The sequence below is a fragment of the Streptomyces sp. NPDC038707 genome, assembly GCF_040636485.1.
Lineage (GTDB): Bacteria > Actinomycetota > Actinomycetes > Streptomycetales > Streptomycetaceae > Streptomyces.
On sequence record NZ_JBEZUP010000041.1, the window covers coordinates 22,278 to 49,077 of the forward strand.

The 26,800-nt window shown below is 72.8% G+C and carries 23 protein-coding genes and 1 pseudogene; 13 read left to right on the forward strand and 11 right to left on the reverse strand.

The window, feature by feature from the left end; translation table 11 throughout:
- Positions 1 to 18: 18 nt before the first annotated feature.
- A complete protein-coding gene (locus tag AB0E62_RS34795; protein WP_362203268.1) occupies positions 19 to 1,509 on the forward strand; it encodes a carboxylesterase family protein in 1,491 nt (496 codons plus the stop codon).
- A 339-nt stretch (positions 1,510 to 1,848) separates the two neighbouring features.
- On the opposite strand, the gene AB0E62_RS34800 is transcribed toward AB0E62_RS34795, so the two are convergent.
- Both AB0E62_RS34800 and AB0E62_RS34805 read right to left on the reverse strand, forming a co-directional pair.
- Positions 1,849 to 2,397, reverse strand: coding sequence for a class I SAM-dependent methyltransferase (locus tag AB0E62_RS34800; protein ID WP_362203270.1), 549 nt, complete (start codon positions 2,395 to 2,397; stop codon positions 1,849 to 1,851).
- A 6-nt stretch (positions 2,398 to 2,403) separates the two neighbouring features.
- Positions 2,404 to 2,619, reverse strand: coding sequence for a hypothetical protein (locus AB0E62_RS34805; protein ID WP_362203273.1), 216 nt, complete (start codon positions 2,617 to 2,619; stop codon positions 2,404 to 2,406).
- Positions 2,620 to 2,973: 354 nt separating this feature from the next.
- On the opposite strand from AB0E62_RS34805, the gene AB0E62_RS34810 reads away from it, so the two are divergent.
- From AB0E62_RS34810 to AB0E62_RS34820, 3 genes are all read left to right on the forward strand, one after another.
- Complete coding sequence (locus tag AB0E62_RS34810) at positions 2,974 to 5,283, forward strand: beta-L-arabinofuranosidase domain-containing protein (RefSeq protein ID WP_362203276.1); 2,310 nt, start codon at positions 2,974 to 2,976, stop codon at positions 5,281 to 5,283.
- Positions 5,284 to 5,419: 136 nt separating this feature from the next.
- On the forward strand, positions 5,420 to 6,709 hold the full coding sequence (locus AB0E62_RS34815) for a DUF4157 domain-containing protein (RefSeq protein ID WP_362203279.1): 1,290 nt from the start codon (positions 5,420 to 5,422) through the stop codon (positions 6,707 to 6,709).
- A 79-nt stretch (positions 6,710 to 6,788) separates the two neighbouring features.
- Complete coding sequence (locus AB0E62_RS34820; RefSeq protein WP_362203281.1) at positions 6,789 to 7,607, forward strand: MBL fold metallo-hydrolase; 819 nt, start codon at positions 6,789 to 6,791, stop codon at positions 7,605 to 7,607.
- Between the two features lie 344 nt (positions 7,608 to 7,951).
- Here AB0E62_RS34820 and AB0E62_RS34825 read toward each other — a convergent pair whose 3' ends face one another.
- The gene (locus AB0E62_RS34825; protein ID WP_362203283.1) at positions 7,952 to 8,887 is read right to left on the reverse strand and encodes an oxidoreductase; all 936 of its coding nucleotides are present in this window, start codon (positions 8,885 to 8,887) and stop codon (positions 7,952 to 7,954) included.
- 82 nt (positions 8,888 to 8,969) lie between these two features.
- Here AB0E62_RS34825 and AB0E62_RS34830 point away from each other — a divergent pair, with 82 nt between their 5' ends.
- On the forward strand, positions 8,970 to 9,584 hold the full coding sequence (locus AB0E62_RS34830; protein ID WP_362203286.1) for a TetR family transcriptional regulator: 615 nt from the start codon (positions 8,970 to 8,972) through the stop codon (positions 9,582 to 9,584).
- Between the two features lie 99 nt (positions 9,585 to 9,683).
- On the opposite strand, the gene AB0E62_RS34835 is transcribed toward AB0E62_RS34830, so the two are convergent.
- From AB0E62_RS34835 to AB0E62_RS34850, 4 genes and pseudogenes are all read right to left on the reverse strand, one after another.
- On the reverse strand, positions 9,684 to 10,052 hold the full coding sequence (locus AB0E62_RS34835; protein WP_362203289.1) for an HGxxPAAW family protein: 369 nt from the start codon (positions 10,050 to 10,052) through the stop codon (positions 9,684 to 9,686).
- An 84-nt stretch (positions 10,053 to 10,136) separates the two neighbouring features.
- On the reverse strand, positions 10,137 to 10,499 hold the full coding sequence (locus AB0E62_RS34840) for a hypothetical protein (protein WP_362203292.1): 363 nt from the start codon (positions 10,497 to 10,499) through the stop codon (positions 10,137 to 10,139).
- Between the two features lie 54 nt (positions 10,500 to 10,553).
- Positions 10,554 to 10,610 (reverse strand): annotated as a pseudogene (locus AB0E62_RS34845) (hypothetical protein); the annotation flags it as partial.
- Positions 10,607 to 11,179: an Lrp/AsnC ligand binding domain-containing protein gene (locus tag AB0E62_RS34850; protein ID WP_362203295.1), complete on the reverse strand. Its 573-nt coding sequence runs from the start codon at positions 11,177 to 11,179 to the stop codon at positions 10,607 to 10,609. The gene AB0E62_RS34850 and the pseudogene AB0E62_RS34845, both read right to left, overlap by 4 nt.
- A 118-nt stretch (positions 11,180 to 11,297) precedes the next feature.
- Here AB0E62_RS34850 and AB0E62_RS34855 point away from each other — a divergent pair, with 118 nt between their 5' ends.
- The 3 genes from AB0E62_RS34855 to AB0E62_RS34865 all read left to right on the forward strand — a co-directional run bounded on the left by AB0E62_RS34855 (position 11,298) and on the right by AB0E62_RS34865 (position 14,078).
- The gene (locus AB0E62_RS34855) at positions 11,298 to 12,458 is read left to right on the forward strand and encodes an alpha-hydroxy-acid oxidizing protein (RefSeq protein WP_362203298.1); all 1,161 of its coding nucleotides are present in this window, start codon (positions 11,298 to 11,300) and stop codon (positions 12,456 to 12,458) included.
- A gap of 201 nt (positions 12,459 to 12,659) precedes the next feature.
- Entirely contained in the window at positions 12,660 to 13,094 is a 435-nt protein-coding gene (locus AB0E62_RS34860) for a MazG-like family protein (protein WP_362203301.1), read from the forward strand.
- A gap of 75 nt (positions 13,095 to 13,169) precedes the next feature.
- On the forward strand, positions 13,170 to 14,078 hold the full coding sequence (locus tag AB0E62_RS34865; RefSeq protein WP_362203382.1) for a DMT family transporter: 909 nt from the start codon (positions 13,170 to 13,172) through the stop codon (positions 14,076 to 14,078).
- On the opposite strand, the gene AB0E62_RS34870 is transcribed toward AB0E62_RS34865, so the two are convergent.
- Positions 14,072 to 17,926: a hypothetical protein gene (locus AB0E62_RS34870; RefSeq protein ID WP_362203304.1), complete on the reverse strand. Its 3,855-nt coding sequence runs from the start codon at positions 17,924 to 17,926 to the stop codon at positions 14,072 to 14,074. The two genes, AB0E62_RS34865 and AB0E62_RS34870, sit on opposite strands and share 7 nt — an antisense overlap.
- Before the next feature lie 281 nt (positions 17,927 to 18,207).
- On the opposite strand from AB0E62_RS34870, the gene AB0E62_RS34875 reads away from it, so the two are divergent.
- From AB0E62_RS34875 to AB0E62_RS34885, 3 genes are all read left to right on the forward strand, one after another.
- Positions 18,208 to 18,354: a hypothetical protein gene (locus AB0E62_RS34875; protein WP_362203307.1), complete on the forward strand. Its 147-nt coding sequence runs from the start codon at positions 18,208 to 18,210 to the stop codon at positions 18,352 to 18,354.
- A 1-nt stretch (position 18,355) separates the two neighbouring features.
- A complete protein-coding gene (locus AB0E62_RS34880; protein ID WP_362203309.1) occupies positions 18,356 to 19,360 on the forward strand; it encodes a peptidoglycan-binding protein in 1,005 nt (334 codons plus the stop codon).
- A gap of 140 nt (positions 19,361 to 19,500) precedes the next feature.
- Complete coding sequence (locus tag AB0E62_RS34885) at positions 19,501 to 20,394, forward strand: hypothetical protein (protein WP_362203312.1); 894 nt, start codon at positions 19,501 to 19,503, stop codon at positions 20,392 to 20,394.
- A 254-nt stretch (positions 20,395 to 20,648) separates the two neighbouring features.
- Here the strand turns inward: AB0E62_RS34885 and AB0E62_RS34890 are convergent, their stop codons facing one another.
- Entirely contained in the window at positions 20,649 to 21,302 is a 654-nt protein-coding gene (locus AB0E62_RS34890; protein ID WP_362203315.1) for a TetR family transcriptional regulator, read from the reverse strand.
- Between the two features lie 289 nt (positions 21,303 to 21,591).
- Between AB0E62_RS34890 and AB0E62_RS34895 the strand changes: the two genes are divergently transcribed.
- Positions 21,592 to 22,914 (forward strand): UDP-glucose/GDP-mannose dehydrogenase family protein, encoded by a 1,323-nt coding sequence (locus AB0E62_RS34895; protein WP_362203318.1) that lies wholly within the window; start codon positions 21,592 to 21,594, stop codon positions 22,912 to 22,914.
- Between the two features lie 173 nt (positions 22,915 to 23,087).
- On the forward strand, positions 23,088 to 24,296 hold the full coding sequence (locus tag AB0E62_RS34900; protein ID WP_362203321.1) for a glycosyltransferase: 1,209 nt from the start codon (positions 23,088 to 23,090) through the stop codon (positions 24,294 to 24,296).
- 231 nt (positions 24,297 to 24,527) lie between these two features.
- Here AB0E62_RS34900 and AB0E62_RS34905 read toward each other — a convergent pair whose 3' ends face one another.
- A complete protein-coding gene (locus AB0E62_RS34905; protein WP_362203324.1) occupies positions 24,528 to 25,700 on the reverse strand; it encodes a site-specific integrase in 1,173 nt (390 codons plus the stop codon).
- Between the two features lie 128 nt (positions 25,701 to 25,828).
- Entirely contained in the window at positions 25,829 to 26,203 is a 375-nt protein-coding gene (locus tag AB0E62_RS34910) for a helix-turn-helix domain-containing protein (RefSeq protein WP_362203327.1), read from the reverse strand.
- Positions 26,204 to 26,800 lie beyond the last annotated feature (597 nt).

Genomic DNA, 26,800 nt, shown 5'->3' on the forward strand with positions numbered 1-26,800 from the left:
GTGCGGAAAGGGACTCCGGTGAACCATCGCACCCACCCCGTCGTCACCACGGCGCAGGGACCCGTCCGCGGCCTGCGCCGGGGCGGCGTCGCCACGTTCCTGAACATCCCCTACGCCGCCCCGCCCCGCGGCGCCGACCGGTTCACGGCTCCCCGCCCGCACGAACCGTGGGACGGCGTACGGGACGCCACGACGCCGGGGCCCAACGCTCCGCAACCCGGACGCACGCTCGGCCGTCTCGACATGTCCCCCTACTTCGGGACCGGTTGGAGCGGAGGCCAGGACTACCTCACGGTCAGCGTCTGGACGCCCGCCGACCCGGAGGGCGACCTGCCCGTCATGGTGTTCGTCCACGGCGGCGGGTTCGTCGCCGGGTCGACGCGGTCCGCGCTGTACGACGGTTCCGCCTTCGCCCGCGACGGTGTCGTCCTCGTCACCCTCAACTACCGGCTCGGTTCGGTAGGGTTCCTCGACCTTCCCGGAGCGCCCGCCAACCGCGGGCTGCTCGACGTCGTGGCCGCGCTGCGCTGGGTGCGGGACAACATCGCCGCCTTCGGTGGTGCCCCGCACAAGGTCACCCTGTTCGGCCAGTCGGCGGGAGCGACCGTCGTCGGGGGCGTCCTGGCCACTCCGGAAGCCACGGGACTGTTCCACCGGGCGATCGTCCAGAGCGGCAACGGTCTGGGCGCGTTCACGACCGAGCAGGCCGCCCGCGTCACGGGGGCGGCGGCCCGGGTCCTGGGCATCGAACCGCACGTCGACGCCTTCGCGGAGGTCCCGGACGCCCGCCTGGTGGAGGCGGCCTCCGCGCTCGCCGGCACGGACCTGCGGACGGCTGCCCACCACGACCCGCTGGTCGGGCTCAGCCCTTTCAGCCTGGTCCTGGACACCCAGCCCGCGGAATCCGTCGCCGCGGGCCTCGGCGCCGGCGTCGACCTGCTCGTCGGGACCAACACGGAGGAGGGAAACCTCTATCTGGTGCCGTCGGGCGCCTACGCCACCTCGACCCGTGCGGACGTCGACGCCGTCGCGGCACGTGTGCATCCCGATCCGGCCCGGCTCGTGGACACGTACCGCAGGACCCGCCCGAGGGCGACCTTCGGCGAGCTGCGGTCGGCCATCATGGGCGACGCCCTGTTCGGCGCGGGCAGCCGGGCCCTGGCCGACGCACACGCCGACCGGTCCGGTGGCGCCGCCTACGCCTACGAGTTCGCGTGGCGCTCCCACGCCCTGGACGGACAACTAGGTGCTGCCCACGCGGTGGAGCTGCCCTTCGTCTTCGATCTCACGCACCTGCCCCGGCTGCACGGTGCCCATGCCCTGCTCGGCCCCGACAGCCCGCCCGCCGGTCTCGCCCGCCGTGTGCACGAGACATGGATCCGGTTCGCCAGGACCGGCGATCCCGGCTGGGCCCCGTACGACACCGCGCGCCGGGCCACCATGCGCGTCGACACCGACTGGACCCAGATCGACGACCCTCGGGGCCAGGAACGCCAGGCATGGACCTGACCCGGCACGCACCCGGTGCGGCACACTCTCCTTCATCAGGTGAGCTGTCCGCACCGGGCGAGTGTGACGGACATGGGGCGTTCGTCCCCGGCCTGCGCTCAGGGCGCTTCCGTCCCGGCCCGCGCGGCATGCGCGGGCGGCAGGCACCCGGTGTCTACGGACTCACCTGGTCCGCGGGCACCGGGCGGCGCGCCACGCGGGCCCGGCCACCGCCCCGGCGAGCAGTCACGGTCCGTCGCTCGGCAGGGCACAGGTTCCCGAGCCGTGGTCCACCGGGCGTCCCCGCCACCGTCCCCCACCGCGCACACTCAAAGCCGGTTGCCGGAAGCCGTCGTGCCCTCAGGGTGCCGGGCGCTCGATGCGCAGTACGTCCTGGTCGTGGCGGAGGGTGTAGGTGCCGTCCTCGTTGTCGAAGTGCCGGCGTACGTAGGCCTCGACCGCCTCGCGGGTCGGGGAGGGGGCGTCGGGGACGCCGAGGAAGAAGTCGGCGACCGTGAGGGTCTCCTCCAGGTTCCGGCCGCGGTAACGGGCGGGTACGGTGTCCAGTCCGGTGCGGCCGACCAGGCCGGGCGGGAGGGCGGGGAGTTCGGTGACGAGGTCGCGTACGTCGAAATGGCGGCCGGTGAAGTGACGCACCATGCGCATGCAGGCGTTGTCGGGGTTCTGCAGCAGCACGAGGAGGACGCCGCCCGGCGCCACCCACTCCAGGATGCGTGCCGTCGTCGCCGCCCACTCGTCGCGCGGGACGTAGTACAGCACGTGGGACAGCAGGGCCAGATCGGCCCGCACGTCCAACCGGGCCTCGCCGATCGGTTCGGCCACCACTTCCGCCTGGGGGCAGGCCAGCGTCAGCGCGCGCCGCATCGGCTCGCTCGGCTCGACGCACACGGTGCGCTAGAAGTACGGGGCGAGGTAGCGCGTCGTCGTGCCCTGGGCGGCGCCGATGTCGAGGAGTACCCGCCGAGCGGGCAGCCGGTCCACCACCTGGCGCAGATAGGCGTGGGTGAGGGGCTTTTCGTCGGTCCCGGAGAGGAAGGTGTCGAAGGCTTCTCGATAGGCGTCGTCGCACGTCCCCGTGATCCGCGCCCCCGCGGTCTTCCGCAGCTCCACGTCCCACGCTCCTCCCACACGAAGCGGCATGACCGCCCGGCACACCACCGGCGCCTTCCGGCGACGCCACAGTGGCACGGCGGGTCCCCGTCCGGTGGGCAACACGCTTCCCGGTGCGCGGGAAGACGGGGCGCACCGGGGTGGACCCGGGCGGCTCGGCGTACGCCCCCGTGGAAAGAATCCCCGTGGGCGGCTGATTGCGGGCGCCGGGGACGTTGACGTCCCGTTGTCCGCGCCGTTATCTTCTCGTCGATTTCACGAACGTCGTTCGGTATATCGGACATCAAAACGGCTCGGCAGGCCCGCTCACCGCACGTCCCCACCGGCACGGGCCCTCACCGAAAGGGTGGCTCCATGTCCTCCTCCGTCAGCAGACGACGTCTCCTCCAACTCGCCGGGGCCACCGCCGCGGTGTCCGCCGCGGGCCCCGTCCTCGGCGGCTCCGCCGCCCACGCGGCCGTGCCCCCGGCCCGGGCGGACATCGGAGCCCAGGCCTTCCCCTTCGAGCTCGGCCAGGTCAGACTCACCGCGAGCAGATGGCTGGACAACCAGAACCGGACACAGACCTACCTGCGGTTCGTCGACGTCGACCGGCTGCTGTACAACTTCCGTGCCAACCACCGCCTGTCCACCAACGGCGCGGCCGCCACCGGTGGCTGGGAGGCACCCGACTTCCCCTTCCGCAGCCATGTCCAGGGGCACTTCCTCACCGCCTGGGCGCAGTCGTACGCGGTGACCGGAGACACCGTCTGCCGGGACAAGGCCCTGTACATGGTCGCGGAACTGGCCAAGTGCCAGGCCAACAACGCCGCCGCCGGGTTCGGCCAAGGGTACCTCTCCGGGTACCCCGAGTCCGACTTCACCGCCCTGGAGGCGCGCACGCTGTCCAACGGGAACGTGCCGTACTACACCGTCCACAAGACGCTGACCGGTCTGCTGGACGTGTGGCGGCACATAGGCAGCACACAGGCCCGCGACGTGCTGCTGGCCCTGGCCGGCTGGGTCGACCGGCGCACCGGCTGGCTGAGCACCGCGCAGCTGCAGGCCATGCTGGGCACGGAGTTCGGCGGTATGAACGCCGTCCTGACCGACCTGTACCAGCAGACCGGCGACGCGCGGTGGCTGGCCGTCGCCCAGCGGTTCGACCACGCCGCGGTGTTCGACCCGCTCGCGGCGGGCCAGGACCGGCTGGCCGGGCTGCACGCCAACACCCAGGTGCCCAAGTGGATCGGGGCCGTCCGGGAGTACAAGGCCACGGGCACCGCCCGTTACCGGGACATCGCCACCAACGCCTGGAACTTCTGCGTCCACGCCCACACGTACGCCATCGGCGGCAACAGCCAGGCGGAGCACTTCCGCGCCCCGGACGCCATCGCCGCCTACCTGCGGCAGGACACCTGCGAGAGCTGCAACACCGTCAACATGCTGACTCTGACCCGGGAGTTGTTCGCGCTGACGCCGGACCGGGCCGAGCTGTTCGACTACTACGAGCAGGCGTGGCTGAACCAGATGACCGGCCAGCAGAACCCGGCCGACCCGCACGGCCACGTCACCTACTTCACCCCGCTCAACCCCGGCGGCCGCAGGGGCGTCGGCCCGGCCTGGGGCGGCGGCACCTGGAGCACCGACTACACCACCTTCTGGTGCTGCCAGGGCACCGGCCTGGAGATGCACACCCGGCTGATGGACTCCGTGTACTTCCACGCCGGCACCACCCTGACCGTGAACCTGTTCGTGCCCTCGGTGCTCACCTGGACCCAGCGCGGCATCACCGTCACCCAGACGACGTCGTACCCGGCGAGCGACACCACGACCCTGCGCGTCACCGGCGACGCAGGCGGGACCTGGACGATGCGCGTCCGCATCCCCGGCTGGACCGACGGTGCCACCGTCAGCGTCAACGGCGTCGTGCAGGACATCGCCACCCGCCCCGGCAGCTACGCGGCCCTGACCCGAACCTGGGCCTCAGGCGACACCGTCACCGTCCGCCTCCCCATGCGCACCGTCGTACGGCCGGCCAACGACAACCCCGGCGTCGCCGCGGTCACCTACGGGCCGGTGGTCCTCTCCGGCAACTACGGGAACACCACGCTGAGTTCGCCGCCCGCCCTGGACGTCTCCTCGATCAGGCGGACCAGTTCCACCGCGCTCGCCTTCACCGCCACGGCGAACGGCGCCGCCGTCGCCCTCGGTCCGTTCCACGACGCGCACGGCCACAACTACACCGTCTACTGGAACACCGGCGGTGTGGCCTCCGTCCGTCTCGCCAACGCGGCCAGCGGCCTGGTGCTGGGCATCCAGGACATGTCCACCGCCGACGGCGGCCGGGCCCTGCAATGGAGCGACTCGGGCACCGCCGACCACGACTGGGAGATGATTCCCGACGGTGACGCGGTCCGCTTCCGCAATGTGCACAGCGGCAAGGTGCTCGGCGTGCTGGACATGTCGACGGCCGACGGCGCCACCGTGCTGCAGTGGTCGGACAACGGCACCGCCGACCACCGGTGGACCCTGGCCGACCAGGGCGACGGCACCGTCAAGATCCGCAATGTGCACAGCGGGAAACTGCTCGCCATCGCGAACGGCTCCACCGCGATGGGCGCCTTCGCCGTCCAGGCCCCGGACGACGGCACGGCCGACAACCGGTGGCGCATCGTACGGTGACGCCCCGCCGGCCCCCGGCACCCGCACTCGAGGGCGGTCCTTCGTGCCCCGGTCCTGCCCGTCCGTACCTTCCCCGGAGGCTTCCGGCCGGGTAGGGGTGGAGACCGATCACGATCTTGAGAGGGGCCGTCCCGACATGCACGCCAAGGAACTGCCGGAGAAAGACGCGGGCCGGCTGCGCCGGCCGGACCCGGTGCGACAGTCCGCGGTGACGCGGCCCGCCCCCGGGGCCGTGTCCCCGCAGACGGCCGGGTCCCTGCAACGCGCCGTCGGCAACACGGCGGTGGCGCGGATGATCGAGGAGCAGCGGGGCGCCGGCCACGGCCACGGCCCGGCGGTGCAGCGGTCCACCGTGCACGACGTGCTGCGCTCGGCCGGCCGGCCGCTGGACGACTCGGTCCGCGCCGACATGGAGGCACGGCTCGGCGCGGACTTCTCCGACGTCCGCGTCCACACGGGCGGCGCCGCCCGCGCTTCCGCCGCCGAGGTGGGCGCACGCGCCTACACCAGCGGCAACCACGTCGTCCTCGGTGACGGCGGCGCGGACCGGCACACCCTCGCCCATGAACTCACCCATGTCATCCAGCAGCGCCAGGGCCCGGTCTCCGCCACGGACAACGGCGCCGGGCTGCGCGTCTCCGACCCCTCGGACCGTTTCGAGCGCGAGGCCGAGGCCAACGCCACCCGCGTCCTCGCCGCACCGGCCCCGGAGCGGAGCGAGTCCGTACAGCGCGCGGTCGCCGGCCCGCACCGGGGCCCGGGTGCGGCCGTGCAGCGGGCCAGGGCGGCCGGGGGCGGCCACGCGCAGGGCGAGCACATCTTCAACGCCCTCGACGCGCTGGCCAAGGAAGCCGGTACGACGCTGGCCGACCGGGTCACGGCCCGCATCGACCTGCTGGACGGTCAGCAGCTCTCGCCCGAGCAGAACGTGCGCCGGGCGACCACGACGTGGAACTACCAGGTGCACAAGGAGAGCCTGAACACCGCGGCGGCGCGGGCGGCGGAACTGCGGGACAACGAGCGCTTCCGGTCCGCTTCGCGCGGTGAGCCGACGGACGCGCAGGGCAACGACCCCAATTCGGTCCGCTACGGCGCCTTCGTCGGGCAGGTGCGGGATGCGCTGCGCGCCTGCGGTACGCCGGAGTGGAACAACGGAGCGGCTCTCGTGGCCCTCCGGGAGAACCTCGTCGCGACCATCACCGACCAGGTGGCCCGGGACGTGAAGCGGAACACCGATCTGGGCAACTCCCGGGACCGCACGGAGTTCGACAGTTGGTACACGAACACCGAGAACCAGATGAAGGCCCTGTTCAACGAACTGATCGGTGCCGCCCGGGCCGTGCACGACGCGCTGTTCACGACGGTCCACGCGGCCTACGGCTACCCGGAGGGCGAGACCGTGCCCGCCGAGCTGTACCTCCAGTGAGCGGCCCGGCCGCCGTACTGCCGGGCAGGATCGCGGCACAGACATGTCACGTGTTCCGGGGGGTCGTTAGCCTCGTGGCGTGAACACAACCATCAAGAGCACAGGGCCGGTCCGGCAGGACCGCGCGATCACCGTCCTGGGCGGCCCGACGGCCGTCATCGACATGGGCGGGCTGCGGATCGTCAGCGACCCGACCTTCGACGCGGCGGGTCCCCAGGGGTACCTCTCCAAGACGGCCGGTCCGGCCGCCGGCGAGGACGCGGTGGGGCCGGCCGACCTCGTCCTGGTCAGTCATGACACCCACCCGGACAACCTGGACGAGCGGGGCCGCGCCTTCGCGATGTCGGCCCCGCTGGTGCTCACCGGGCCGCTGACCGCGCGGCGGCTCGGCGCACCGGCCGTCGGCCTCTCCCCGTGGACCGGCCACTCCCTTCCGCGTCCGGACGGCGCCGGCGAGCTGACGGTGCTGGCGGTCCCCGCCGTCCACGGCCCCGAGGACGCCGAGCGGGACGCCGACGGCAACGTCAACTGCGAGGTCACCGGGTTCGTGCTGTCCGGGCAGGGACTGCCCACCGTGTACGTCAGCGGGGACAACGCCTCGATCCGCACGGTCGTGGAGATCTCCCGCCGGGTGCCGGACATCGACGCCGCCGTGCTGCACGCGGGAGCGGCCCGCGTACCGGCGAGGTTCGAGGGGCGGCCGCTGTCCCTGGACGGCCACCGGGCCGCCGCCGCGGCGGCCGTCCTGGGCGCGGACGTCGTCGTACCGGTGCACCACGACGGCTGGGCCCACTTCTCCGAAGGCCTGCCGGAGATCGAACGGGCCTTCCACGAGGCCGGCCTCTCCTCTCTGCTCCGGGTCGCGCCCCATGGCACCTGGACGTCGCTCGTCCCCTGACCGGACGGCGCCTCTGGGGCAGGGGAATCCCGCGGTGCACGGTGCCGACGCCCGGGCCGTGCTCACCCGCGGCCCGCGAGTCGGTGCCGCGCCAGAAGGCCGGTGCGCCCTCCGCGGCGACGTGGGCACGGGGCCGCCGGCCGCACCCCGGTGGTCACCACTTCGTCACCGTGGAGGGCGACGGGCAGCAGGTGCGCTCCCGGATGCCTCCGGCGTCACCACCGGCCGGTTCGCCGAACCGGCGGCGACGTCATCGGCGGCGGCACGGTCAGGACGCGCTGACCCCGAGGGGTCCTCCGCGCCCCGGGACCGTTCCCGGGGCGCCGGCGTCCGGTGGCCCTGGGTCAGACCGCGGCCGGGAGCGCGTAGCGCACGCCGGTCAGTTCCTCCGACAGCTCCCACAGCCGGCTCCCGGTGGCCGGGTCGGTGGCCCGGGGGGCCAGCTCCACCGGCCGGGGCCAGCCCCGCAGTTCGGCCATGCCGTCCGGTCCGAACAGCTCGCCGCCGCGCACGTCCGCGGCGGTGGCCGCGTACAGCTGGGGCAGGGCGCCCTGGTCCGGGGCCTGGGCGAGCGGCAGCAGCAGGCGGCCGAAGAGGAACTTCACCATGCCGACGGGAGCGGCCGTCTGCAGGTTGGTCGCCGTGTAGCCGGGGTGGGCCAGCACACTGCGGACTGGGCTGCCGGCCGCGCTCAGCCGCCGGTGCAGCTCCCAGCCGAACACGGCGTTGGCGAGCTTGGACTGGTTGTAGTACCCCATGGGCGAGTACCGGCGCTCACCGGTCGGGTCGTCGAAGAAGATCTCGGCCTTGCGGTGGTTGGCGGAGGTCACCGTGACCACGCGGGGGTCGTCCCCCTCGGCGAGCCGGTCGAGCAGCAGGCCGGTCAGGGCGAAGTGGCCGAGGTGGTTGGCGGCGAACTGGACCTCGTGGCCCTGCGCGGTGAGCGTTCTGGGCGGCGCCATCACGCCGGCGTTGTTGACGAGCACGTCGGGGCGCACACCGTCGGAGCGCAGCCGGTCGGCGAACGCGCGGACCGAGTCCGGGTCGGCCAGGTCCAGCCGTCGCACCTCCAGCCGGGCCCCCTGTCCGTCGGCGGCCGCCTGGGCGATCACCCGCTGCCCCTTGACCTCGTCACGGACGGCGAGGATCACCTGGGCGCCCTTGCGGGCGAGGGCCCGTGCGGTCGCCAGGCCCAGGCCGCTGTTCGCGCCGGTGACGACGAACACCCGTCCCTCCTGGTCCGGAATCCGGTCGGCGGTCCAGTGCTTCTGACGTGTCATACGGCTCACCGTGCCCGACGTGTCATCGAGTGTCAAGTGTGACATTGAGAGGCAGGTGCGGCACGGTGGATACGATGGGGGGATGACCTCCCGTCCTTCAGGAACCCTGGCCCAGCGCAAGCGACAGCTCGTCGCGGACGAGTTGACCCAGGCGGCGCTGGGCCTGCTGGCGAGCGGCGGATTCGACGCGGTCACGGTGGACGAGATCGCCGCCGCCGCGGGGGTGTCCAAGCGGACGTTCTTCCGGTACTTCGCCTCGAAGGAGGACGTGGTCGTCCAGTTCCTGACCGGGCTGGGCGAGGCCATGCGGGAGGAACTGGCGAGCCGTCCGGTGCCGGAACCGCCGTCCACCGCCCTGCGGCACACGGTGTGGCGCTCCATCGACGCCTGCGCGGGGCAGACCGAACGGACCCTGCGCGTCGTCCAGTTGATCCTCGGCACGCCCGCCCTGCTCGCCCGCTTCCTCGAACGCCAGGCCCAGTGGCGCGAGGAGTTGGCGGCCGAGCTGGCCGGGCGCCTCGGCCTCGATCCGGCGACGGAGCTGTACCCGGGCCTGGCCGCCGGGATGGCGCTGACCGCCTTCCACACGGTGCTGCAACGGTGGAGCGAGAGCGACGGCACGGAGGACCCGGCCGCCCTGACCGACGGGTGCTTCGCGGTCATCGCGCCCGCACTGGATGCCGTGACGGGCGGGTAGCGAGGTGCGCGCGCTCAGGACACGCGCGGGACACCAGGCCCCGAGCCGGCCGCCGCGTACGGCGGCGGACCGGGCCTGGCGCATGTGTTCACCGGACGCTCAGGACGACACGTCCGCACCGGCGCCCGCCATCTCGGCGGCGGGCACGGGCACCGCCTCCGCGGGGGCCCAGGCCCCGCGTCGTCCGGCGAGCCGGCAGGAGACACAGCCCGCGTGCCCCTGCCGCGCGGACCGGTCCCGCACCCCCAGGGGGTGCTGATCGGCCGGCCGCACCCCGGGCGGCTTGCCCCAGCCGGCGAGGTGGAGGACCCAGGTGACGACCACTGCCGCCACCGTGAGGGCCAGCCCCAGCCAGATCGCCGGGCGCCAGCCGCAGATACCGACGCCCATCACCGTGGTGCCCACGGTCGCCACGGCGCAGCCGGTCCATCCCGCCACCGTGTGGCCTTCGTCGTGATGTGCGCTCATGTGTCCCCCTCCGAAAACGACTTGGCGAGCAAGGAACCTATCCCTGGGTCCGAGCGAGCCGCAATGGAAGGCCGGCAGCGGGTCTCAGGTCCCTGGTTCCGCCCAGATGTCGGGAGGGACGACCGCGGTGGAGCGGCCGCAGGGGTCCAGGAGGCGGCCGAGGAGTTTGTCGTGGCGCAGGGTGATGACGCGGTCGGCGATGTGCAGGCCGGGGTGGGCGACGGCCACTCGGGTCTCCAGGCGCGGCACGTCGTCCAGCGAGTGGAGGCCGGCCCGGAGGATGAGGTCGCAAGGCCCGCTGACCGCGGCGCAGTTGCGGGTCCCGGGCCGGCGGACGAGCGCGTGGCCGACCTCGGGAAGGTCGGCCGGCGGGACCCTCGCCCAGAAGGGGACGGCGACGGGCCGGCCGCCGAGGGGGCGGGCGAAGTCGCAGCGGAGGCGCAGCACATCGAGGCGGCCGAGCTGCTCGACCCGCCGTCTGACGGTGGACAGGCTGACGCCCAGGCCGGTGGCCAGGCTCTGGCAGGAGGCGCGGCCGTCGTGCGCCAGGCGGCTCAGCGCGGCCGGTCGAACGCGGTGATCTCACGGTGTCCGCGGCGCGGCGGCCCGGCCGTGGGCGGCGCCGTCAGCCGGGAGCTCTGGCCCGGGTCGAGGGCGGCGATGCGCCGGCGGCCGCCCCCGGTGAACATGTGGGTGACGATCCTGGCGCGCGCGGCGGTGACGCCGGGGACCCGCGGGAGCACGTCGAGGGTGTGGCGCGACAGGGCGGGCAGGTCGGCGGTGGCGACGGTCGCGAGGATGTCGTGGTCCGCGGCGGCGCGTTCGATGGTGACCATGCGCGGATGTGCGGCGAGCGTGCCGGCCGTCCGGGCGGTGGTTCCCGGAGCGCAGTCGATCTCCGCGAAGGCCAGGCGCAGCCGGTCGAGCAGGCGCGGCCCGGGCGAGAGCCCCGCCCAGGCCGTACCGTGCGCGGCGAGGCGACGGAAGCGGCGGGCGACGGTGACCGGGTCCATGCCGGGCACCCGGCCGAGCTCGGTCCAGGATGCCCTGGGCCGCAGTCGGAGGGCGTGGACCAACGCCAGGCCGTCCTCGCTGAGCGGCTTCGCCGATTCCCGCGTCCGGGGCATCTGCGTGGCGAGAATCCTGCGTTCGGCGGGTCTGTGGGGGCTGCCGCTCCCACTGTAGGGTTCGAGGCCCACGCCGACGGGCCGTACCGGACACAGCGACGCACCGGGGAGCCGGATCATGACCTACGCCGATTACCAGTACGAGATCCACCTCGACGGCCTGCGCGGGGTGCTGCCCGGCCTGCCGATGACCTACGCGGACCTGGAGCCCCGGGCGCAGGCCGCCATGCCGCCGTCGGTGCGCTCGTACGTGGCCGGCGGTGCCGGTGACGAGCACACCCAGCGGGCGAACGTCCGGGCGTTCCAGGGATGGGGACTGGTCCCGCGGATGATGGTCAGCCCCACCCGGCGCGACCTGTCGGTCGACCTGTTCGGCGTGCGCCTGGCCACGCCGCTGTTCCTGGCTCCGGTCGGTGTGCTCGGGCTGTGCGCGCAGGACGGTCACGGCGATCTCGCCGCCGCGCGGGCCGCCGCCCGCACCGGTGTGCCCATGGTCGCCTCCACCCTCACGGTCGACCCGATGGAGGAGGTGGCCCCCGAGTTCGGCGACACGCCCGGCTTCTTCCAGCTCTACACCCCCACCGACCGGGAGGTGGCCGAGAGCCTGGTGCAGCGGGCGGAGGCCGCCGGGTTCAAGGGCATCGTGGTCACCCTCGACACCTGGATCCCCGGCTGGCGACCGCGTGACCTGACGACCGCCAACTTCCCCCAGCTGCGCGGTCACTGCCTGGCCAACTACTTCTCCGACCCGGTCTTCCGCTCCCGGCTCGCCAAGCTGCCCGAGGACGACCCGCAGGCCGCGGTCGCGCACTGGGCGCAGATCTTCGGCAACCCGCTCACCTGGAACGACTTGCCCTGGCTGCGGTCGCTGACCGATCTGCCGCTGATCCTGAAGGGCATCTGCCACCCTGACGACGTGCGCCGCGCCAAGGACGGTGGCGTGGACGGCGTCTACTGCTCCAACCACGGCGGCCGGCAGGCCGACGGCGGTCTGCCGGCGCTCGACGCGCTGCCCGCCGTGGCCGAGGCCGCCGACGGCGTGCCGGTGCTGTTCGACTCGGGCGTGCGCACCGGGGCCGATGTCGTCAAGGCCATCGCCCTGGGCGCCACGGCCGTGGGCATCGGCCGGCCCTACGCCTACGGCGCCGCTCTCGGCGGCACCGACGGCATCGTCCACGTCCTGCGCGCCCTGCTCGCCGAGGCCGACCTCCTCATGGCCGTCGACGGTTACCCCACCCTCGCCGACCTCACTCCCGAGGCCCTTCGCCGCGTCCGCTGACCGCGACGAGCCCGCTGCCGTCACGGCGCGGAGCCGGATGCCGAAGTCCCGGAAGCACCGGAGCCCGCGGCGCGCGGCCCGGCGCGATCCTCCCCGTGCCGGGAACAGTTGAGGCGATCCGCCCCGCGACGTGACCACGCCCGCAATCATGGACGCGGACCGACGCACCGAGCCGGCGGAACACCGAGGAGAGCGACCGCGATGAGCACCCCCGACCGACCCGCCCCCTTGTCCGCGCACCCCTGGGACGTCATCGGCCGCCTCGCGTCGATCTTCACCACCCTGGACACCGCGCGCGGGATCACCCCGGAACAGCAGTGGATGCTGCAGGCGCTCAAGATCTCGGAGGAGGCCGGCGAGACCGCGCAGGCGGTGATCGGCGCCTGGGGCACCAACCCCAGGAAAGGCCGGAGTCACACCTGGCGGCAGGTCCAGGAGGAGGTCGCCGACACCGCGATCACCAGCTTGGTGACGCTGTACCGGATGCTCGGCGACGAGGCCCCCGCGTTCTTCGCCGCCGTACTGACCGAGAAGTCCGAGAAGTTCCTCTCGTACGGCCCGGGCGGAGACCACAGGCACGGGGCGCCTGCCGGTCCTTCGGCAACGGACCGTCGGGAAACGGACCGTTGCCCGTGACCCGCGTCCTCATGGGCCCCGGAAAAATCACGTGCCCCGCGCTGCCCGGTCGTCGATAATCCCCGCGTGGCCACCATGAACGTCGACAGGGCGGAACGCGGCCCGTCCTCCGGATCCTCCCTGACCGCGCTTGCCGGACGTGGTTTCGGCGCGATCCCGCCCACGGCACTGGTACTGCTCGGCATCGTCAGCGTTCAGGTGGGTTCGGCCCTGGCCAAGCACCTGTTCGACGCGGTGGGCAGCTTCGGGACGGTCGCGTTGCGCCTGTTCTTCGCGGCTGTCGTGCTGTTGCTGCTGTGGCGGCCGTCGCCGCGCGTGTCCCGCCGCACATGGGCGGTGATAGCCGGCTACGGCGTGACGCTCGGCCTGATGAACCTGTGCTTCTACCTGTCGCTGTCCCGGATCCCCCTGGGGATCGCGGTCACCACCGAGTTCCTCGGGCCGCTGGCGGTGGCTCTGGCCGGGTCCCGGCGCTGGCCGGACGCCCTGTGGGCCGTGCTCGCGGCGGGCGGAGTGGTCCTGCTGATGGAGGGGGGCGGCGACCTCGACCCGGTCGGTCTGCTGTTCGCCCTGGCCGCGGGCACGTGCTGGGGCCTGTACATCCTGGTCGGCGCGGCACTGGGCCGCCACACCACGGAGGGCGACGGCCTGGCCCTGGGCATGGCCGTCGCGGCCCTGGTGGCGGTGCCGTTCGGCGTGGCCGACAGCGGTACGGCGCTGGTGCAGCCCTGGGTCCTGGTCGCGGGGGTCGGTGTGGCACTGCTGTCGTCGGTGATCCCGTACTCGCTCGATCTGGAAGCGCTCCGCAAGGTCCCCCCGCACGTCTTCGGGATCCTGATGAGTCTGGAACCGGCGATGGCGGCCCTCATCGGCCTGATCGTCCTGCGGGAGTCGCTGCACTGGACGCAGTGGATCGCGGTGGTGTGCGTGGTGGCCGCGTCGGCGGGCGCCACTCGCGGCGCCCCTCCCCCGGAAGGTCAGTGACACACCCTCCGGTAGGGAACGTCCGCCACGTACACCCGCCATTGGGCGCGGGACAGCCCGCCCCCGGCGCGGCGGCACACCGTGTCGGCCACCTGTTCCGGGTCCAGGGCGACATGCTGGACCGTCACGTGCCGGCCCGCCGCGTACAGGCTGCCGCCGTCGCCGGTGAAGGCGAGGGCGAGGACGCCGTCGCCGGCCGTGGGCAGGTCGGTGCCCAGTTGCCGACGGGAGTCGAGGTCCCACAGCCGTACGGTGCCCTGTGCTCCGGCCGCGGCCAGCACGCTGCCGTCCGGGGAGAACGCCAGCGCGGTCACCTCCTCCTGATCGCCGGTGGCGCCCCTGAAGTAGCCGCCGGGCAGCGTGCCCAGCGAGGTGGCCCGCTCGACGTCCCACACCGTGATGCCGCCGTCGGTGTCCGCGAAGGCGACGCGCTTGCCGTCCGGGCTCAGGGCGTTCAGGCACGCGCAGTCCACCGTCTTGCGCGGCCGGCCGTCGCCGTCGGCCGACAGCAGGGTCCCGCCGTCCGTCAGCAGGGCCCTGCCGTCGGCGGACACGGCGGTGACGACGTCCCCCTCGTCGAGGCCTCCGTCGCCACCGGCACCGCCGGCCCCCTGGCGCGGGTCCCGGAAGCGGAGGGCGCCGGCCTTCCGCCCGGTGCCGGTGTCCCACACGGTCACCGCCGTGTCGTCCATGCTGGTGGTCAGCAGTTCCCGGCCGTCGGGGCTGAGCGCCCATCCGGCCACGAACGTGTCGTCGTCGTAGGGCCTGACCTCGGTGAGTTTCCGGTTGCGGACGGTGTCCCACACGGTGATGCGCGTCGGCGCCGCCTCGTCGGCGGTGCTCGAACCGAAAGCGAGACGCCGGCCGTCAGCGCTGAGGAACATCGCCGCCTCGACGCCGCCGCTCGCGGCACCGGACTCCGCGGGCGGCCCGGCGACCGTGATCGTGTACCTGAGCCGCCCGGTCCGCCCGTCGTGGATCCGCGCCCGGACGGGTCCCTTGTCCTCGCTGTCCAGCACGGCCAGCACCGAGCCGTCGGCGCTGAGGGCCGCCGCGGTGGCGGCACGCGGGCTCCAGCGCGGTGTCACCGCGCTGGAGATGTCGAGGCCGTGGACGACGGTCGCCCCGTCCGGGCCGGGGGCGGTGTAGCGAAGGACGCGGGCGGCGGTGTCGATGCCGACGTCGAACGGCTGGACGTCGGTCAGCGGGTGGCGGACCACGGGCGCCTCCGGGTGGTCCAGCCGCCACAGCAGGATGTCGTTGCCGCCCACCCCGGCCAGCAGCGTGCCGTCCGCGCTGAACACGTAGTTCATGGGCGCCACTTGGGCGAGCCGGGGCAGTCGGGTTCCGGTCCGGACCGTGACCCGCCGTATCCCGGTCGTGTCCGTCGCCGTCAGGGTGCGGCTGTCGGGCGAGAACCGCAGCAGGGCCCCCGGTCCGCAGGCGAACCGCTTGTGCCAGGCCGTGTCGACACGGCGCCGGGCCGGGATGTCCCAGACGTTGACGCTGCCCTGGACGCACGCGGCGACCAGGCGGTTGTCCGGGCTGATGTCGCCGCCGGCCGTCTGAAGGGCCTCGGCGGTGTGGGTGAACAGGCGGTGCCCGCTGTCCGGGTCCCAGACCTCCAGGCGACTGCCGGTGAGGAAGAGGTAGGCGTGCCCGCTGGAGCTGAAGCGGGACTCCGTGTTCATGCCGCCCGCGGCGGTGGCGACCTCGTCTCCCTCCCCTTCGCCGTCGGCGAGGACAGCCTCCAACCGCACCTCCGTGGACGCGGTGGAGCTGTCGCCGGGCGGTTGCAGGGGCGGGCCGTGGTACCGGCCGGTCCGGGTGTCCCACAACCGGACGCCCAGGCCGTCCATACCCGTCAGGAAAGACACATAGCGTCCGTCAGCGCTCATGTCGCCCATGATGAGATCGTCCACGTCACCGGGCAGCCGTCTGCTGTCGATCACCCGGTGCGTCTCCAGGTCCCGGCGGACGAACCTGTTGCCGCTCACGCCGAAGAGGGTCCGCCCGTCCGGGCTGAGCCGCTGGGTGCCCGGGGGCTCCGGCACGGTGAGCGTGGGCAGGTCGCGCTGGGCGAGTGCGCCGATGAGGGCGGACCAGGTCTCCGGGGTCGGATCGAGCCGCCAGGCCGCGACCCCGAGCCGCAGCGCGGCCCCCGGGTCGGTGGTGCGCAGACCGGCGGCGGCGGTGGCCGCGCGGCGGGCGGTGGCGGCCAGGTGCTGGCGTTGGCTCGTGCGGTGCTGCTGCCAGGCCACGGCGCCGGCCACCAGGGCGAGCACCAGCAGCACGGACACCGACCCGGTCAGCCCGCGCAGCCGTCTGCGTTCGCGGGAGTGCGTGGCCGTGCTGGCGGCGAGGAAGTCGCGTTCCACCGCGCTCAGTTCGCGGTCCCGGTCGGCCGGGTCGAACGCTTCGGTGGCCTCCGCCAGCCGGGTGCCCCGGTACAGCGCCCCGGGGTCGCGGCCCAGTTCGCGCCAGGCCTCGGCGGCCTCGGTGAGCCGGCGCAGCACCCGCAGCCGGTGCCGGTCGTCCTCGATCCAGCCCCACAGCCGCGGCCAGGCGGTGATCAGTGCCTCGTGGGCGAGGTGGACGGTCTCTCCGTCCAGGGTGATCAGCCGGGCGCGGGCCAGTCGTTCGAGGACCGTGTCGACGGCGTCGGCCGCGTGCGGGCCGGTGGTGCCCAGTTCGGCGCGGCGCACCGGCCGGCAGGTGTCGGCGGTGCCCTCGCCGGGCGCGATCAGGCGCAGCAGCACCCGTCGTACGAGGTGTGCCTGGCCGGCGGAGAGCCCGGCGTACAGGTCCTCCGCCGTCTGGGCGATGGCGCCGCGTACGCCGCCGGCCGCCTCGTAGGCGCGCAGGGTCAGGGTGCGGCCGGAGCGGCGCCGCCAGGTCTCCAGCAACGCGTGGGACAGCAGGGGCAGGCCGCCCGGTTCGCCGGCCACCTCCTCCACCAGCTGCGCGGTCAGCGCCCGTTCGACGGTGAGGCCGCACGCCATGGCCGGCCTGACGACCGCCTCGCGCAGTTCCTCGCGGTCCATGGCCGGCACCGGCACCGCGGCGTCCCGTAACACGCGGGCCAGTTCCGGGTGTTCGAGGCAGCGGCCGTAGAAGTCGGCGCGTACGCCCAGCACCACGCGCAGCCGGCTGCCCGGCTCCCGGGCCGCCAGCAGCGCCTCGATGAAGCGGGCGCGTTCTTGGGGGTCCGGGCAGAGCGTGAAGACCTCTTCGAACTGGTCGACCAGGACCAGGGTGTCGCCGGCCTCCCCGGCGGGCCGCAGCTTGTCCGCGTGCGCGCGCGCCGGGTGCGGGCCGGGGGTGAGGACGCGGATGGCGGCGAGGCGTACGTCGGCGTCGGCCGTCCGGCGCAGCCGGGGTATCAGCCCGGCGCGCAGCAAGGAGGACTTGCCGCTGCCCGACGGTCCGAGCACCACCGCGCACCGGTGCCCGCGCACCAGCTCGGTCAGGTCCGCCACGAGCTGGTCGCGGCCGAAGAAGACCGCCGCGTCGCCCGGTTCGAACCGGGCCAGCCCCCGGTACGGGGAGTTCCGGGCGTCCTGGTCCTCGCGGGGCAGGGCGGCCAGTTCACCGGCGGCGGCCTGCCGGCGCTTCTCCCACTCGTCCGGGTCCCCGCCGCACGCCGTGACGTAGGCCCGTGTCACCTCCGCGGACGGCAGCCGCTCGCCCGCCGCGGCCTGGGACAGCGCCGCCGCCGAGTACGGGGTGCGCTGCGCCATCGCCCGGTACGTCGGCCCGCCGGCCCCTGCCCGCAGGGCCCGTAACCCCACCGCGAACCGCTGGACCGGCCCCGCCTCCGGATCGACCGGGTTCTCCGGACGTCCCATCCCCGCCCCCCCCTCGACCGCATCGGCGCCGTCCCCTTGCGCCGCGCTTTTCACGGTAGGAGCCGGCCCGGTCGGCGGCCAGGCGGCGCGTCGGCGCGCCGCGCGTTGATTACCCGCACGAACGGGGGCTGCTAACCAACTCGGCGACGGCTGAACTCATCTTGGGCGGCACCGCCACGGCAGGCCGCACAGCGCCGGCCGGACGGGTCCGGGACCGACGGCGCCGCCATCCGTCCGTACAGCTCGTACCTCTCGTACACCTCGTACACGAAGGAGCGCTCATGACCGAGCCCGTGGAGGCACCGCCCTATCCGGTGGGCGGTGCGGGGATCTTCGACGTCGACCCCGACCAGGCCGGCGTCAGCCAGAAGCCCGACGACGTGGTGACCGGAGACATCCAGGCCCTTCCCGAAGACGTGGAGTTCTGACATGGGCAACGTTCAGGGCATGCTCGCCGCGGCCCGCAAGCTGCTGGGCACCACCGAGCACCCGCCCGGTTCCAATCGCAACCTGATCACCAAGTGGTACGGATTCACCGGCCCGTGGTGCGACATGGCGGTCAGCTACGCCGCCGCCCACTCCGACAACCTCCAGGCGGTCGGCGGCAAGTTCGCCCTCACCACCGCCCACGCCCGCGCCTTCCAGAAGAAGGGCCGCTGGCACTACGGCATCGGCGGGATCCGCCCGGGCGACATCGTGTTCTTCGACTGGTCCGGTTCCCGCTCCATCGGTGCCATCGACCACGTCGGCATCGTCGAGGCGGTCCACTCCAACCGCACCATCACCACGCTGGAGGGCAACACCTCCAACGCCTTCCGCCGCAGGCGGCGCAGCTCCGCCTGCATAGTGGGCTACGGCCGTCCCGCCTACAAGGGGGGCAGCGCGCCGCTGCCGTCCGGGGACGGCATCCTGCGGCTGGGCTCGAAGGGGCAGGCCGTCAAGACCCTGCAGAAGAACCTCAACACCGTGCAGAAGGCCGGGCTCACCGTGGACGGCGAGTTCGGGCCGGCGACACAGAAGGCGGTGAAGACCTTCCAGGCCAACCACCACCTGAAGGTGGACGGCGAGTACGGCCCGCAGTCGGCGGCGATGATGAAGGCCGCGCTGGCCGGGAAGAAGGCGCCGATCCGGCCGAAGGCCCTTGTCGCCGCTCCCGCGACGCTGGAGGTCGACGGCGTCTTCGGCCCGGCGACCTGCGCGGCGCTCCAGCGCTCCCTCAACAGCCGTACCAAGGCGGGCCTGGAGGTCGACGGGGCGTTCGGCCCGCTGACCATCACCGCGCTCCAGCGCTACCTGAAGGTCACTGCGGACGGCGTCGTGGGGCCGAAGACGGTCACCGCCCTCCAGCACCACCTGGCCACGCCGGCGAGCGGCGAGTGGGACGCGGAGACCAACCGCGCCCTGCAGAAGGCCCTGAACGCCGGCTCGTTCTGACCGGACGGCACGCGGACCGGAGGACCGCCACGGGGGGCGGCCCTCCGGTCCCGCGCAGGGGGACGGGCTTCGGCCCGTCCCCCTGCGCCCGTCCCGCCCCACCCCTCGCCCGCTCCTCACGAACCCCAGGAGAACAACGGATGAGCATCTCCCAGGACGCCGCCTCCGGTACGGCCGCGGCGGCCTACAAGGTGGCGATCACCGAACAGCGCACCGGCCGGATCCTCCTCTTCGACCGGAACGCCCAGTGGACCGACGCCAATGTCCGGTGGAGCTTCAGCACGGGCAACGCCCCCGGCTGGGACCACCCCTTCGAGGTCCGCTTCCGGGACACCCGGCGCTACGGCATGATCGCGCTGATGACCTTCGGCCGCCCCGGCGAGGGCCGGGCCGCGATCGTCAACGTGACTTCGAAGGCGCATCTGACCCGGGCCGACCTGCTGTGGTCGGCGCGCATCACCAGCTACCCGCACTGCATCGAGCGGGTGCCCGACGCCGGCACGGTCGTGGTCGCGGGATCACGGGACCGGCTGCACGTCTTCGGGCCGTCCAGCAGCGACCCGGCGACGCTGAAGGAGGTGCAGACCCTCGAGTTCACCAAGGCGCACGCCGTGCTGTGGGACGACCAGAACAAGCTGCTGTGGGTGACCGGCGGCACCGTCGTCCGCAGCTACCGCGTCACCGGGTCGCTGCGCGACTCCCGGCTGGTCAAGCACGGGCCGGACATCAAGATCGCCGGCAACGGCCACGACCTCCAGCCGGACTACAGCCGGCCCGGCACGCTGCTGGTCGCCGACAGCCGCCACGTCTACTCCCTCGTCAAGGCGACCCGCGCCCTCACCACCGTGGCCTCGCTGCCCCATCCCAAGTCCTACGTACGCCACGCGAACGGTCAGGCCATGTGGACCACCGACCCCAACGCGGAGGATTCGGTGTGGGGCGGCCCCACGGTCCACTTCTCCGCGGGCGGCGACCGCACCCGCCCCGGCGCCCAGATCTACAAGGCCCGGCTGTACACGACGCAGTTCCACTGAGTCCCGCGGCGGGGGCGGAGGGTCCGGGTGCCGCGGGTGGGTGTGTCCCACGCCTGCCTCCAGGAGCCCCGTACGGCCGCCCCGCACACCTCCGCCCTCGCGGCGCCCTCTGCCACGGCGGCGGCAGCGGCACGGACCGGGCCGGGCCGGGCCGGGCGGCTCAGGCGAGCGCCGGGCGCGCGGTGGGGCGAGCCGGACGAAGGCGGGCCGTGCCGCGTAGAAGCCGTCGCCGTCGGGCGGCCCGCCCGCCTCGGTCACACGGCCCGCCCGCCGTCCCGTACCTCGGCCGTCCCCCCGTCGTGGGTTGCCGGGCACAGGAGCGTCTCGATGACCGCCCGGAGGTACCGCTCCAGCTTGGTGTCCGGGGCCGACTGGAGTGCCGGGGGGCGGATCTCCGTGAGGACCAGGCTGGTGCCGAGCATCCAGGCCGCCAGGAGTTCCGCCCTCAGCTCGGCGTCGGGGCCGCCGAGCCGCGCGGCCAGGCGCGTGGAGAACACCTCGCGGAAATCCGCCCGCAGCCGGGCGACCGCCTCGTCCCTGCCGGAGGACCGCAGCACCGAGAGCACCGGGTGCGGCAGTTCCCCGTCCTTGGGCGCCCCCAGAAGCATCGCGCAGAGCCAGTCGGGTATCGCCTCGACCGGTTCCTGGAGCAGGGGCTCGAATATCTTCCCGGCGCCCGTCACATCGTTGAACAGCGCTTCCTTCGAGCCGAAGTAGCGGTAGACGAGTGCCGCGTCCACCCCCACGTCACCCGCGATGTCGCGCACGCTGGTGCCCTCGTACCCGTACTTGCCGAACCGGAAGGCCGCGGCCGTCCTGAGCGCCGCGCGCGTGGCCGTGGCCGAGCGCCGCCGGGCGGGCCGGTCGGCCACCGCTTCCGACGCCTCGCCGTTCTGTACTCCCGTCACGTCACCAAACCTCCATCGTCAGGCGGCCCGCCCGCCAACCGCCCATGTTCCAGCCTGGGACGGCTGGCTCAAAGTCACCGATCGTTGTCATCAATCGTTGACTTCCGTTCGCCGCGCATGCCATACCTGGAACGCGTCAACGAGCGATGACTTCCGTTCTTCTCGTCCCAGGGCCGCACGACGGAGTCGGCCCGTTCCGGGTCGCCCGCACGGCGCGGCGGCGCGCGCCCACGCCGCGTGTCTCCGAGGCCGTCGCGCGGGCCCCATCGACCGGAAAGGGTGATCTTCTGTGCCTGCTCAACGTGTCGCCGTGGTAGGAACCGGCTACGTCGGACTGACCACGGGTGCCTGTCTCGCCTCACTCGGCCATACGGTGGTGTGCGCGGACGCCGACCCCCGCAAGGTGGAGCGGCTGCGCGAGGCCCGGGTGGACATCCTGGAGCCCGGCCTGCCCGAGACCGTCCGGGACGCCCTGGAGGCGGGCCGGCTGGAGTTCACCGGCGACACCGCGGCGGCCGTCGCCCGGGCCGAGGTGGTCTTCCTGTGCCTGCCCACGCCCATGGGCGCGGGCGGCGCGGCCGATCTGGCCGCCGTGGAGGCTGTCGCGGAGCAGATACGCGACGTACTGCCGCCGGGCTGCGTCGTCGTCAACAAGTCGACGGTGCCGGTCGGCACCAGCGAGCGCGTAGCCGCACTGCTCGGGCGGGCGGACGTGGCCGTCGTGAGCAACCCGGAGTTCCTGCGCGAGGGCCGGGCCGTCCACGACTTCCTGCACCCCGACCGGATCGTGATCGGCGCCGCCGCACGGGACGCCGCCCGGCGAGTGGCCGAGCTGTACGCCGCGCTGGACGCGCCGCTGGTCCTCACCGACCCGGCGAGTGCCGAACTGACCAAGTACGCGGCGAACTTCTTCCTCGCGATGAAGCTGTCCTTCGCCAACAACCTCGCCACCGCCTGCGAGCGGTTCGGCGCCGACATCGGCGATGTCACGGAGGGCATCGGACGGGATCCGCGCATCGGCTCCTCCTTCCTGCTGCCGGGGCCCGGCTGGGGCGGCTCCTGCCTGCCGAAGGACACCCACGCCCTGCTCACCCTCTGCGAGCGGGCCGGGGTCGACTTCCCGCTGCTGCGCGCCACGATCGACACCAACGTCACCCATCAGCACCGGCTCGTCGAGCGGATCGCCGCCGCGTGCGGACGCGGCCCGGACGGCTCGCTGCACGGCGTACGGCTCGCCCTGTACGGCCTGACGTTCAAGGCCGGCACCGCCGACCTGCGCGACTCACCGGCGCTCGCCGTCGCCCGGCTGCTGCGTGAGCGGGGCGCCGGACTCACCGCCTACGACCCGGCGTTGTGTGACGAGCAGCCCGATCTGAGCGATCTGGTCGTGCTCTGCGACGACCCGGTGCGGGCGGCTGAGGGAGCCGCGGCCTGTGTCGTCCTCACCGAGTGGCCGCAGTTGCGTGACCTCGACTGGGCGGCGATCGCCACGCGCATGAGCGGCCGCGAGGTCCATGACTTCCGCAACCTGCTGGACGCGGACCGGCTCGCCCGGGCCGGACTGAGCTGGCAGGGCATCGGACGCGCGAGCGCACCGGCGCGGGTGGCGTGAGGCGGAGGCGGACGTTTTGCGCGCGGCCGTCCGCCCCTGACGTCCGCCCTCGTCGCCCGTCCTCGCCGCCCGCCCCTGACGTCAGGCACCGCTCGGCACACACGGCCGTTCCGCCACGCGCCCCCTCCTGGCCTGCCACCGCCGAGACTCCACGAGAGAAAGGCCCACCCCCCATGCGAGTTCTGTGCACCACGCTCGGCAGCCCCTCGCACGGGCGCGCTCAACTGCCCCTGCTGCGCGCCCTGGCGAGAGCCGGGCACCAGGTCCTGGTGGTCACCACCGAGGCCCTGGCCCCCGTGTTCCACGACGACGACGTGGAAGTCACCGCCGTCTTACCGCAGTTCGACCCGGTCGCCCTGCTCGGCCCGCACCTCGGCGAACTCCAGGACAGCGACGACCTGTCCCTGGCCTCGCCGGTGCTGATGCGCCTGATGATGCGGTCCCTGGCCGGGCCGGGCGTCAAACCGCACCTGGACCTCCTCGCCCCCCTCGCCCGGGAGTTCCGCCCCGATCTGATCCTGCGGGACGGCATGGACATGGGCGCGGTGCTCACGGCCGAGCTGCTGGGTGTGCCGCACCTGCCGACGCCCTCCGGGTTCTCCAACATCATGGACCCCGCCGAGGTGCTGCCCCGGCTCAACGAACGCCGCCGGGAACTGGGACTGCCCGAGCGGGACGATCCGCTGTCCCTCGTGGCGCACGGCCGTGTCGACTACGTACCGCCCGCCTTCACCTTCTCCCGGTACCTGCCGCCGACGCTGTCGTACCGGCAGACGGTGGACGTCGAGCGGCGCCAGGTACTGCCCCCGTGGGCCGCCGGGCTGCCCACCGACCGGCCCTGGGTGTACGCCGCGATCGGCACCGCCCTGCCGGTGATGCACGAGCACATGGGGGGCGGGTCCACTCCGTTGCCGGTGAAGGTCCCCGAAGCCGCCGACAGCCTGGAAGCCATCCTGGGCGCGGCGGCCGAGCTGGACGACTGCACGGTGATCGTGTCGACCTCCGGGGTGCCGGTGGACACCGGGGGTCTGCCCGGGCACGTCCACGTGACCGAGCGGGTGCCGCAGCCGCTGCTGCTGGAGTCGGTGGACCTGTTCGTCACCCACGGCGGCTTCAACAGCGTCCGCGAGGCCCTGCGCACCGGCACACCGCTGGCGGTGCTGCCGCACTTCGGGGACCAGTACACCAACGCGGAGCGCGTGGTGGAGCTGGGCCTGGGCGGCCACATCACCGACCGCAGCGCATCCGGTATCGCCGGCATGTGCCGGACGCTGCTGGCGGACCCGGTGCCCCGGGCGCGGGCCCGGGCCGCCCGGCTGGCGATGCTGACCCTGCCGGACGTCGAGCAGGCGGTCGGCGATCTGGAGGGCATCGCCGGGTAGCTCCCCGGTCGCAGCGCACGGGGGCCGTTCCCGCGGCACGGGCGGCCCCCGGCCACTCCCCCGGCATCCACCTCCAGGACGGCATGTGACATGCCGGTGCCTCTGCACCCTGTCTGACCTGCGATGAGGCGGGTCAGACAGGGAGGCTGCGACATCCGTGGGACTTCTCTGGGACTTTGCGCCAGCGGCGGGCTCTCCGGCCGCGCTCCACGAGCACTGACGTTGGTCTCGCTACCCGAAGACGGTGTTGATCGCGGCGCTGCCCCGCGCGCCCGCGCGCGGCAGGAAGTGGGCGTACTTTCGCAACGTGAACCCAGGGTCGGAGTGTCCCAGCCAGCGGGCCAGCGAGATGACCGATTCGCCGGCCTCCAGCACCTCCGAGGTGTAGAAATGCCGCAGGGCGTGGAAGCCATGTTCACGGGACGGCTCCCACACAGGAGCACTGTTGGCGCTGCCCTCCTTCAAAAGAGCGATCACGCCGGCCGTGGCCAGGGCGGGCTTCCACACCTGGGTGTTGAAGTAGTTCCGGTTGATGACCTTGCGATCATGTCGCGTTACCAGCAGGTTGTAGGTCCTCGGCCGCCGGTGTTTGGCCTCCACCGGCGTCTCAGCGGGACGCGGGTCATCCCAGGGCAGCGTGCCCGGCACCGGCGCGAACAGTTCCATGTGCTGCCGGATCGCCCTGGCCACGCTTGACGGCAGCGGCACGTCCCGGACCTTGCGGCCCTTTGGAAGTGCGAAACAGAGTTTCGCTCCCACCACCTTGACCTGCCGCTGAACATGGACGACTTCCTTGGCGAAGTCGATGTCCTCTAGAGCGAGCCCGAACGCCTCCCCTTGCCGGAGCCCAAGGCCCGCGCCAAGGACGACGAGGAGCCGATAACGTTCGGGCAGTGCCTCCCGCACCGCGAGCACCCGTTCGGGTGGCCACGCCTCGACCCTGCCGGGTGTGGCGGCCGGAGGGCCGACTGTGCTGGATCGGCATGGATTGCGTCCGAGGCGACGGTCCTCAACGGCTGCCTGGAGGATGCTGGAAAGCGTCGACCAGACCAGACGGATCGAACTGGGACCGAGGTCCTTCTCCAGCCGCTTCTTCCAGTGGCGCAGGACTTCCGTACCGATGGCGTTGAGTGGCTGAGCGCCCAGGTGCGGAACGATGTGTCCGCGTACCCTCTGCTCGGTGCGTTCGATCGTGGCCGGGTCACCACTCTGGGTGGGCCACCAGTGGGTCGCTATGTACTCCGCGAGGGAGACGGCCCCGTCGCGAGGGTCGACGAACTCGCCTCGGCGTGCGTCGGTCTGGGCCTGCGCGAGCCAGGTCTTGGCATCCTGGAGGGCGTCGAAGGAACGGTCCTTGACACCAGGGATGCCCTTGACACGGTAGCGGGTGCACTTGCCGTACATGGCCGTGCGCTCACGCTTGCCGGTTGCCGGATTGGGGCGCTTCTTCAGCCATCGGTCTTCTATGTAGCCGGCCAGGTGGAACTCCTTGGTGCTAGGGATGGGAGCGGCGCTCTACGAGGCTTGGGGCTTCAGGCGCCGAGGGAACGGCAGGGTCGCTCCTGCGGAGGGGTGTTGAGTGGATTGAGGGCCGGGTTGGAGCGGGAGTCCGCCTGCTCCTGTTCGCGGATCCAGGTGTCAAGCGCTTCGAGCCGGTACATGACGCGGCCGCGGGGGCCCATACGGAAACTCGGGGGTCCCTGTCGGCGGTGACGCCAGACGTAGAGGGTGTGAGGTGAAAGGCCGAGATAGTCTGCGGCGGCCTTCACATTTAGGAAGGCGGCGGATACGGTACCCGAGGAATCGATAGGGGAAAGCGAAGGTCGTGCAGTCATCGGTGGTTCTCTTGAGGTAGAGGGTAAGTCCGGGTCAGCGGAAGTACATTCCGCCCTCCGTTGCCTTGCCATGCGGCAGGAAGGCAATCAAGGCATGCGGGAAATTTCCGTCCGCGCCAGGCAGGGCGGGGGTACCTATGTCCGCAGGCTTCGTCGTGCAGCAAGGGCGCCCGCCCGCGCCCAAGCCACCGCCAAGTGTCGGCGCGAACAGCATCAATGCTCCGGACGATCGCCGGTTTGGCCAACCGGCGATCATGGTCTATGTTGCCTCGCGGTACGGCCGACGGGACGCCGTTCCTTCGGCCCGTAGAGGGGCGAAGTCGAGCTTCGCCTCTGTACCCCGCGCTTACACCGCCGTGGAACGACTAACCGTTCGGCACCCAGATCCCGCGCGGCCACGGGCGGCCTGATCGACTCGCAGCGGGCGATGCCCGGTTGAAGCGTGGTTCACGTCCCCCGTCAAATAACACCTCCTGGGTATTGCACGGACCGGTGCGCCATTCTGCGTCGCGTTCGGGCGGGGTGTTGTACCTTGACATCCTTCTCAGCCGACTTCCAGTCTTTCTGACGTCTTTCTCGTCTGCCGTGAGCGAATCCGACGCCCGACACTCGAAGCATTGCCCCCTCAATGCGCTGGCGTCACGATAGGCGCCGGTCGCTATCCCCGTC

Bases quoted from the DNA above. Each gene is read 5' to 3' on its own strand.
- AB0E62_RS34810 (WP_362203276.1), top strand. From the start codon at position 2,974: ATGTCCTCCTCCGTCAGCAGACGACGTCTCCTCCAACTCGCCGGGGCC.
- AB0E62_RS34815 (WP_362203279.1), top strand. From the start codon at position 5,420: ATGCACGCCAAGGAACTGCCGGAGAAAGACGCGGGCCGGCTGCGCCGG.
- AB0E62_RS34825 (WP_362203283.1), bottom strand. From the start codon at position 8,887: ATGACACGTCAGAAGCACTGGACCGCCGACCGGATTCCGGACCAGGAG.
- AB0E62_RS34830 (WP_362203286.1), top strand. From the start codon at position 8,970: ATGACCTCCCGTCCTTCAGGAACCCTGGCCCAGCGCAAGCGACAGCTC.
- AB0E62_RS34835 (WP_362203289.1), bottom strand. From the start codon at position 10,052: ATGAGCGCACATCACGACGAAGGCCACACGGTGGCGGGATGGACCGGC.
- AB0E62_RS34850 (WP_362203295.1), bottom strand. From the start codon at position 11,179: ATGCCCCGGACGCGGGAATCGGCGAAGCCGCTCAGCGAGGACGGCCTG.
- AB0E62_RS34855 (WP_362203298.1), top strand. From the start codon at position 11,298: ATGACCTACGCCGATTACCAGTACGAGATCCACCTCGACGGCCTGCGC.
- AB0E62_RS34860 (WP_362203301.1), top strand. From the start codon at position 12,660: ATGAGCACCCCCGACCGACCCGCCCCCTTGTCCGCGCACCCCTGGGAC.
- AB0E62_RS34865 (WP_362203382.1), top strand. From the start codon at position 13,170: ATGAACGTCGACAGGGCGGAACGCGGCCCGTCCTCCGGATCCTCCCTG.
- AB0E62_RS34870 (WP_362203304.1), bottom strand. From the start codon at position 17,926: ATGGGACGTCCGGAGAACCCGGTCGATCCGGAGGCGGGGCCGGTCCAG.
- AB0E62_RS34875 (WP_362203307.1), top strand. From the start codon at position 18,208: ATGACCGAGCCCGTGGAGGCACCGCCCTATCCGGTGGGCGGTGCGGGG.
- AB0E62_RS34880 (WP_362203309.1), top strand. From the start codon at position 18,356: ATGGGCAACGTTCAGGGCATGCTCGCCGCGGCCCGCAAGCTGCTGGGC.
- AB0E62_RS34885 (WP_362203312.1), top strand. From the start codon at position 19,501: ATGAGCATCTCCCAGGACGCCGCCTCCGGTACGGCCGCGGCGGCCTAC.
- AB0E62_RS34900 (WP_362203321.1), top strand. From the start codon at position 23,088: ATGCGAGTTCTGTGCACCACGCTCGGCAGCCCCTCGCACGGGCGCGCT.
- AB0E62_RS34905 (WP_362203324.1), bottom strand. From the start codon at position 25,700: ATGTACGGCAAGTGCACCCGCTACCGTGTCAAGGGCATCCCTGGTGTC.
- AB0E62_RS34910 (WP_362203327.1), bottom strand. From the start codon at position 26,203: ATGGCAAGGCAACGGAGGGCGGAATGTACTTCCGCTGACCCGGACTTA.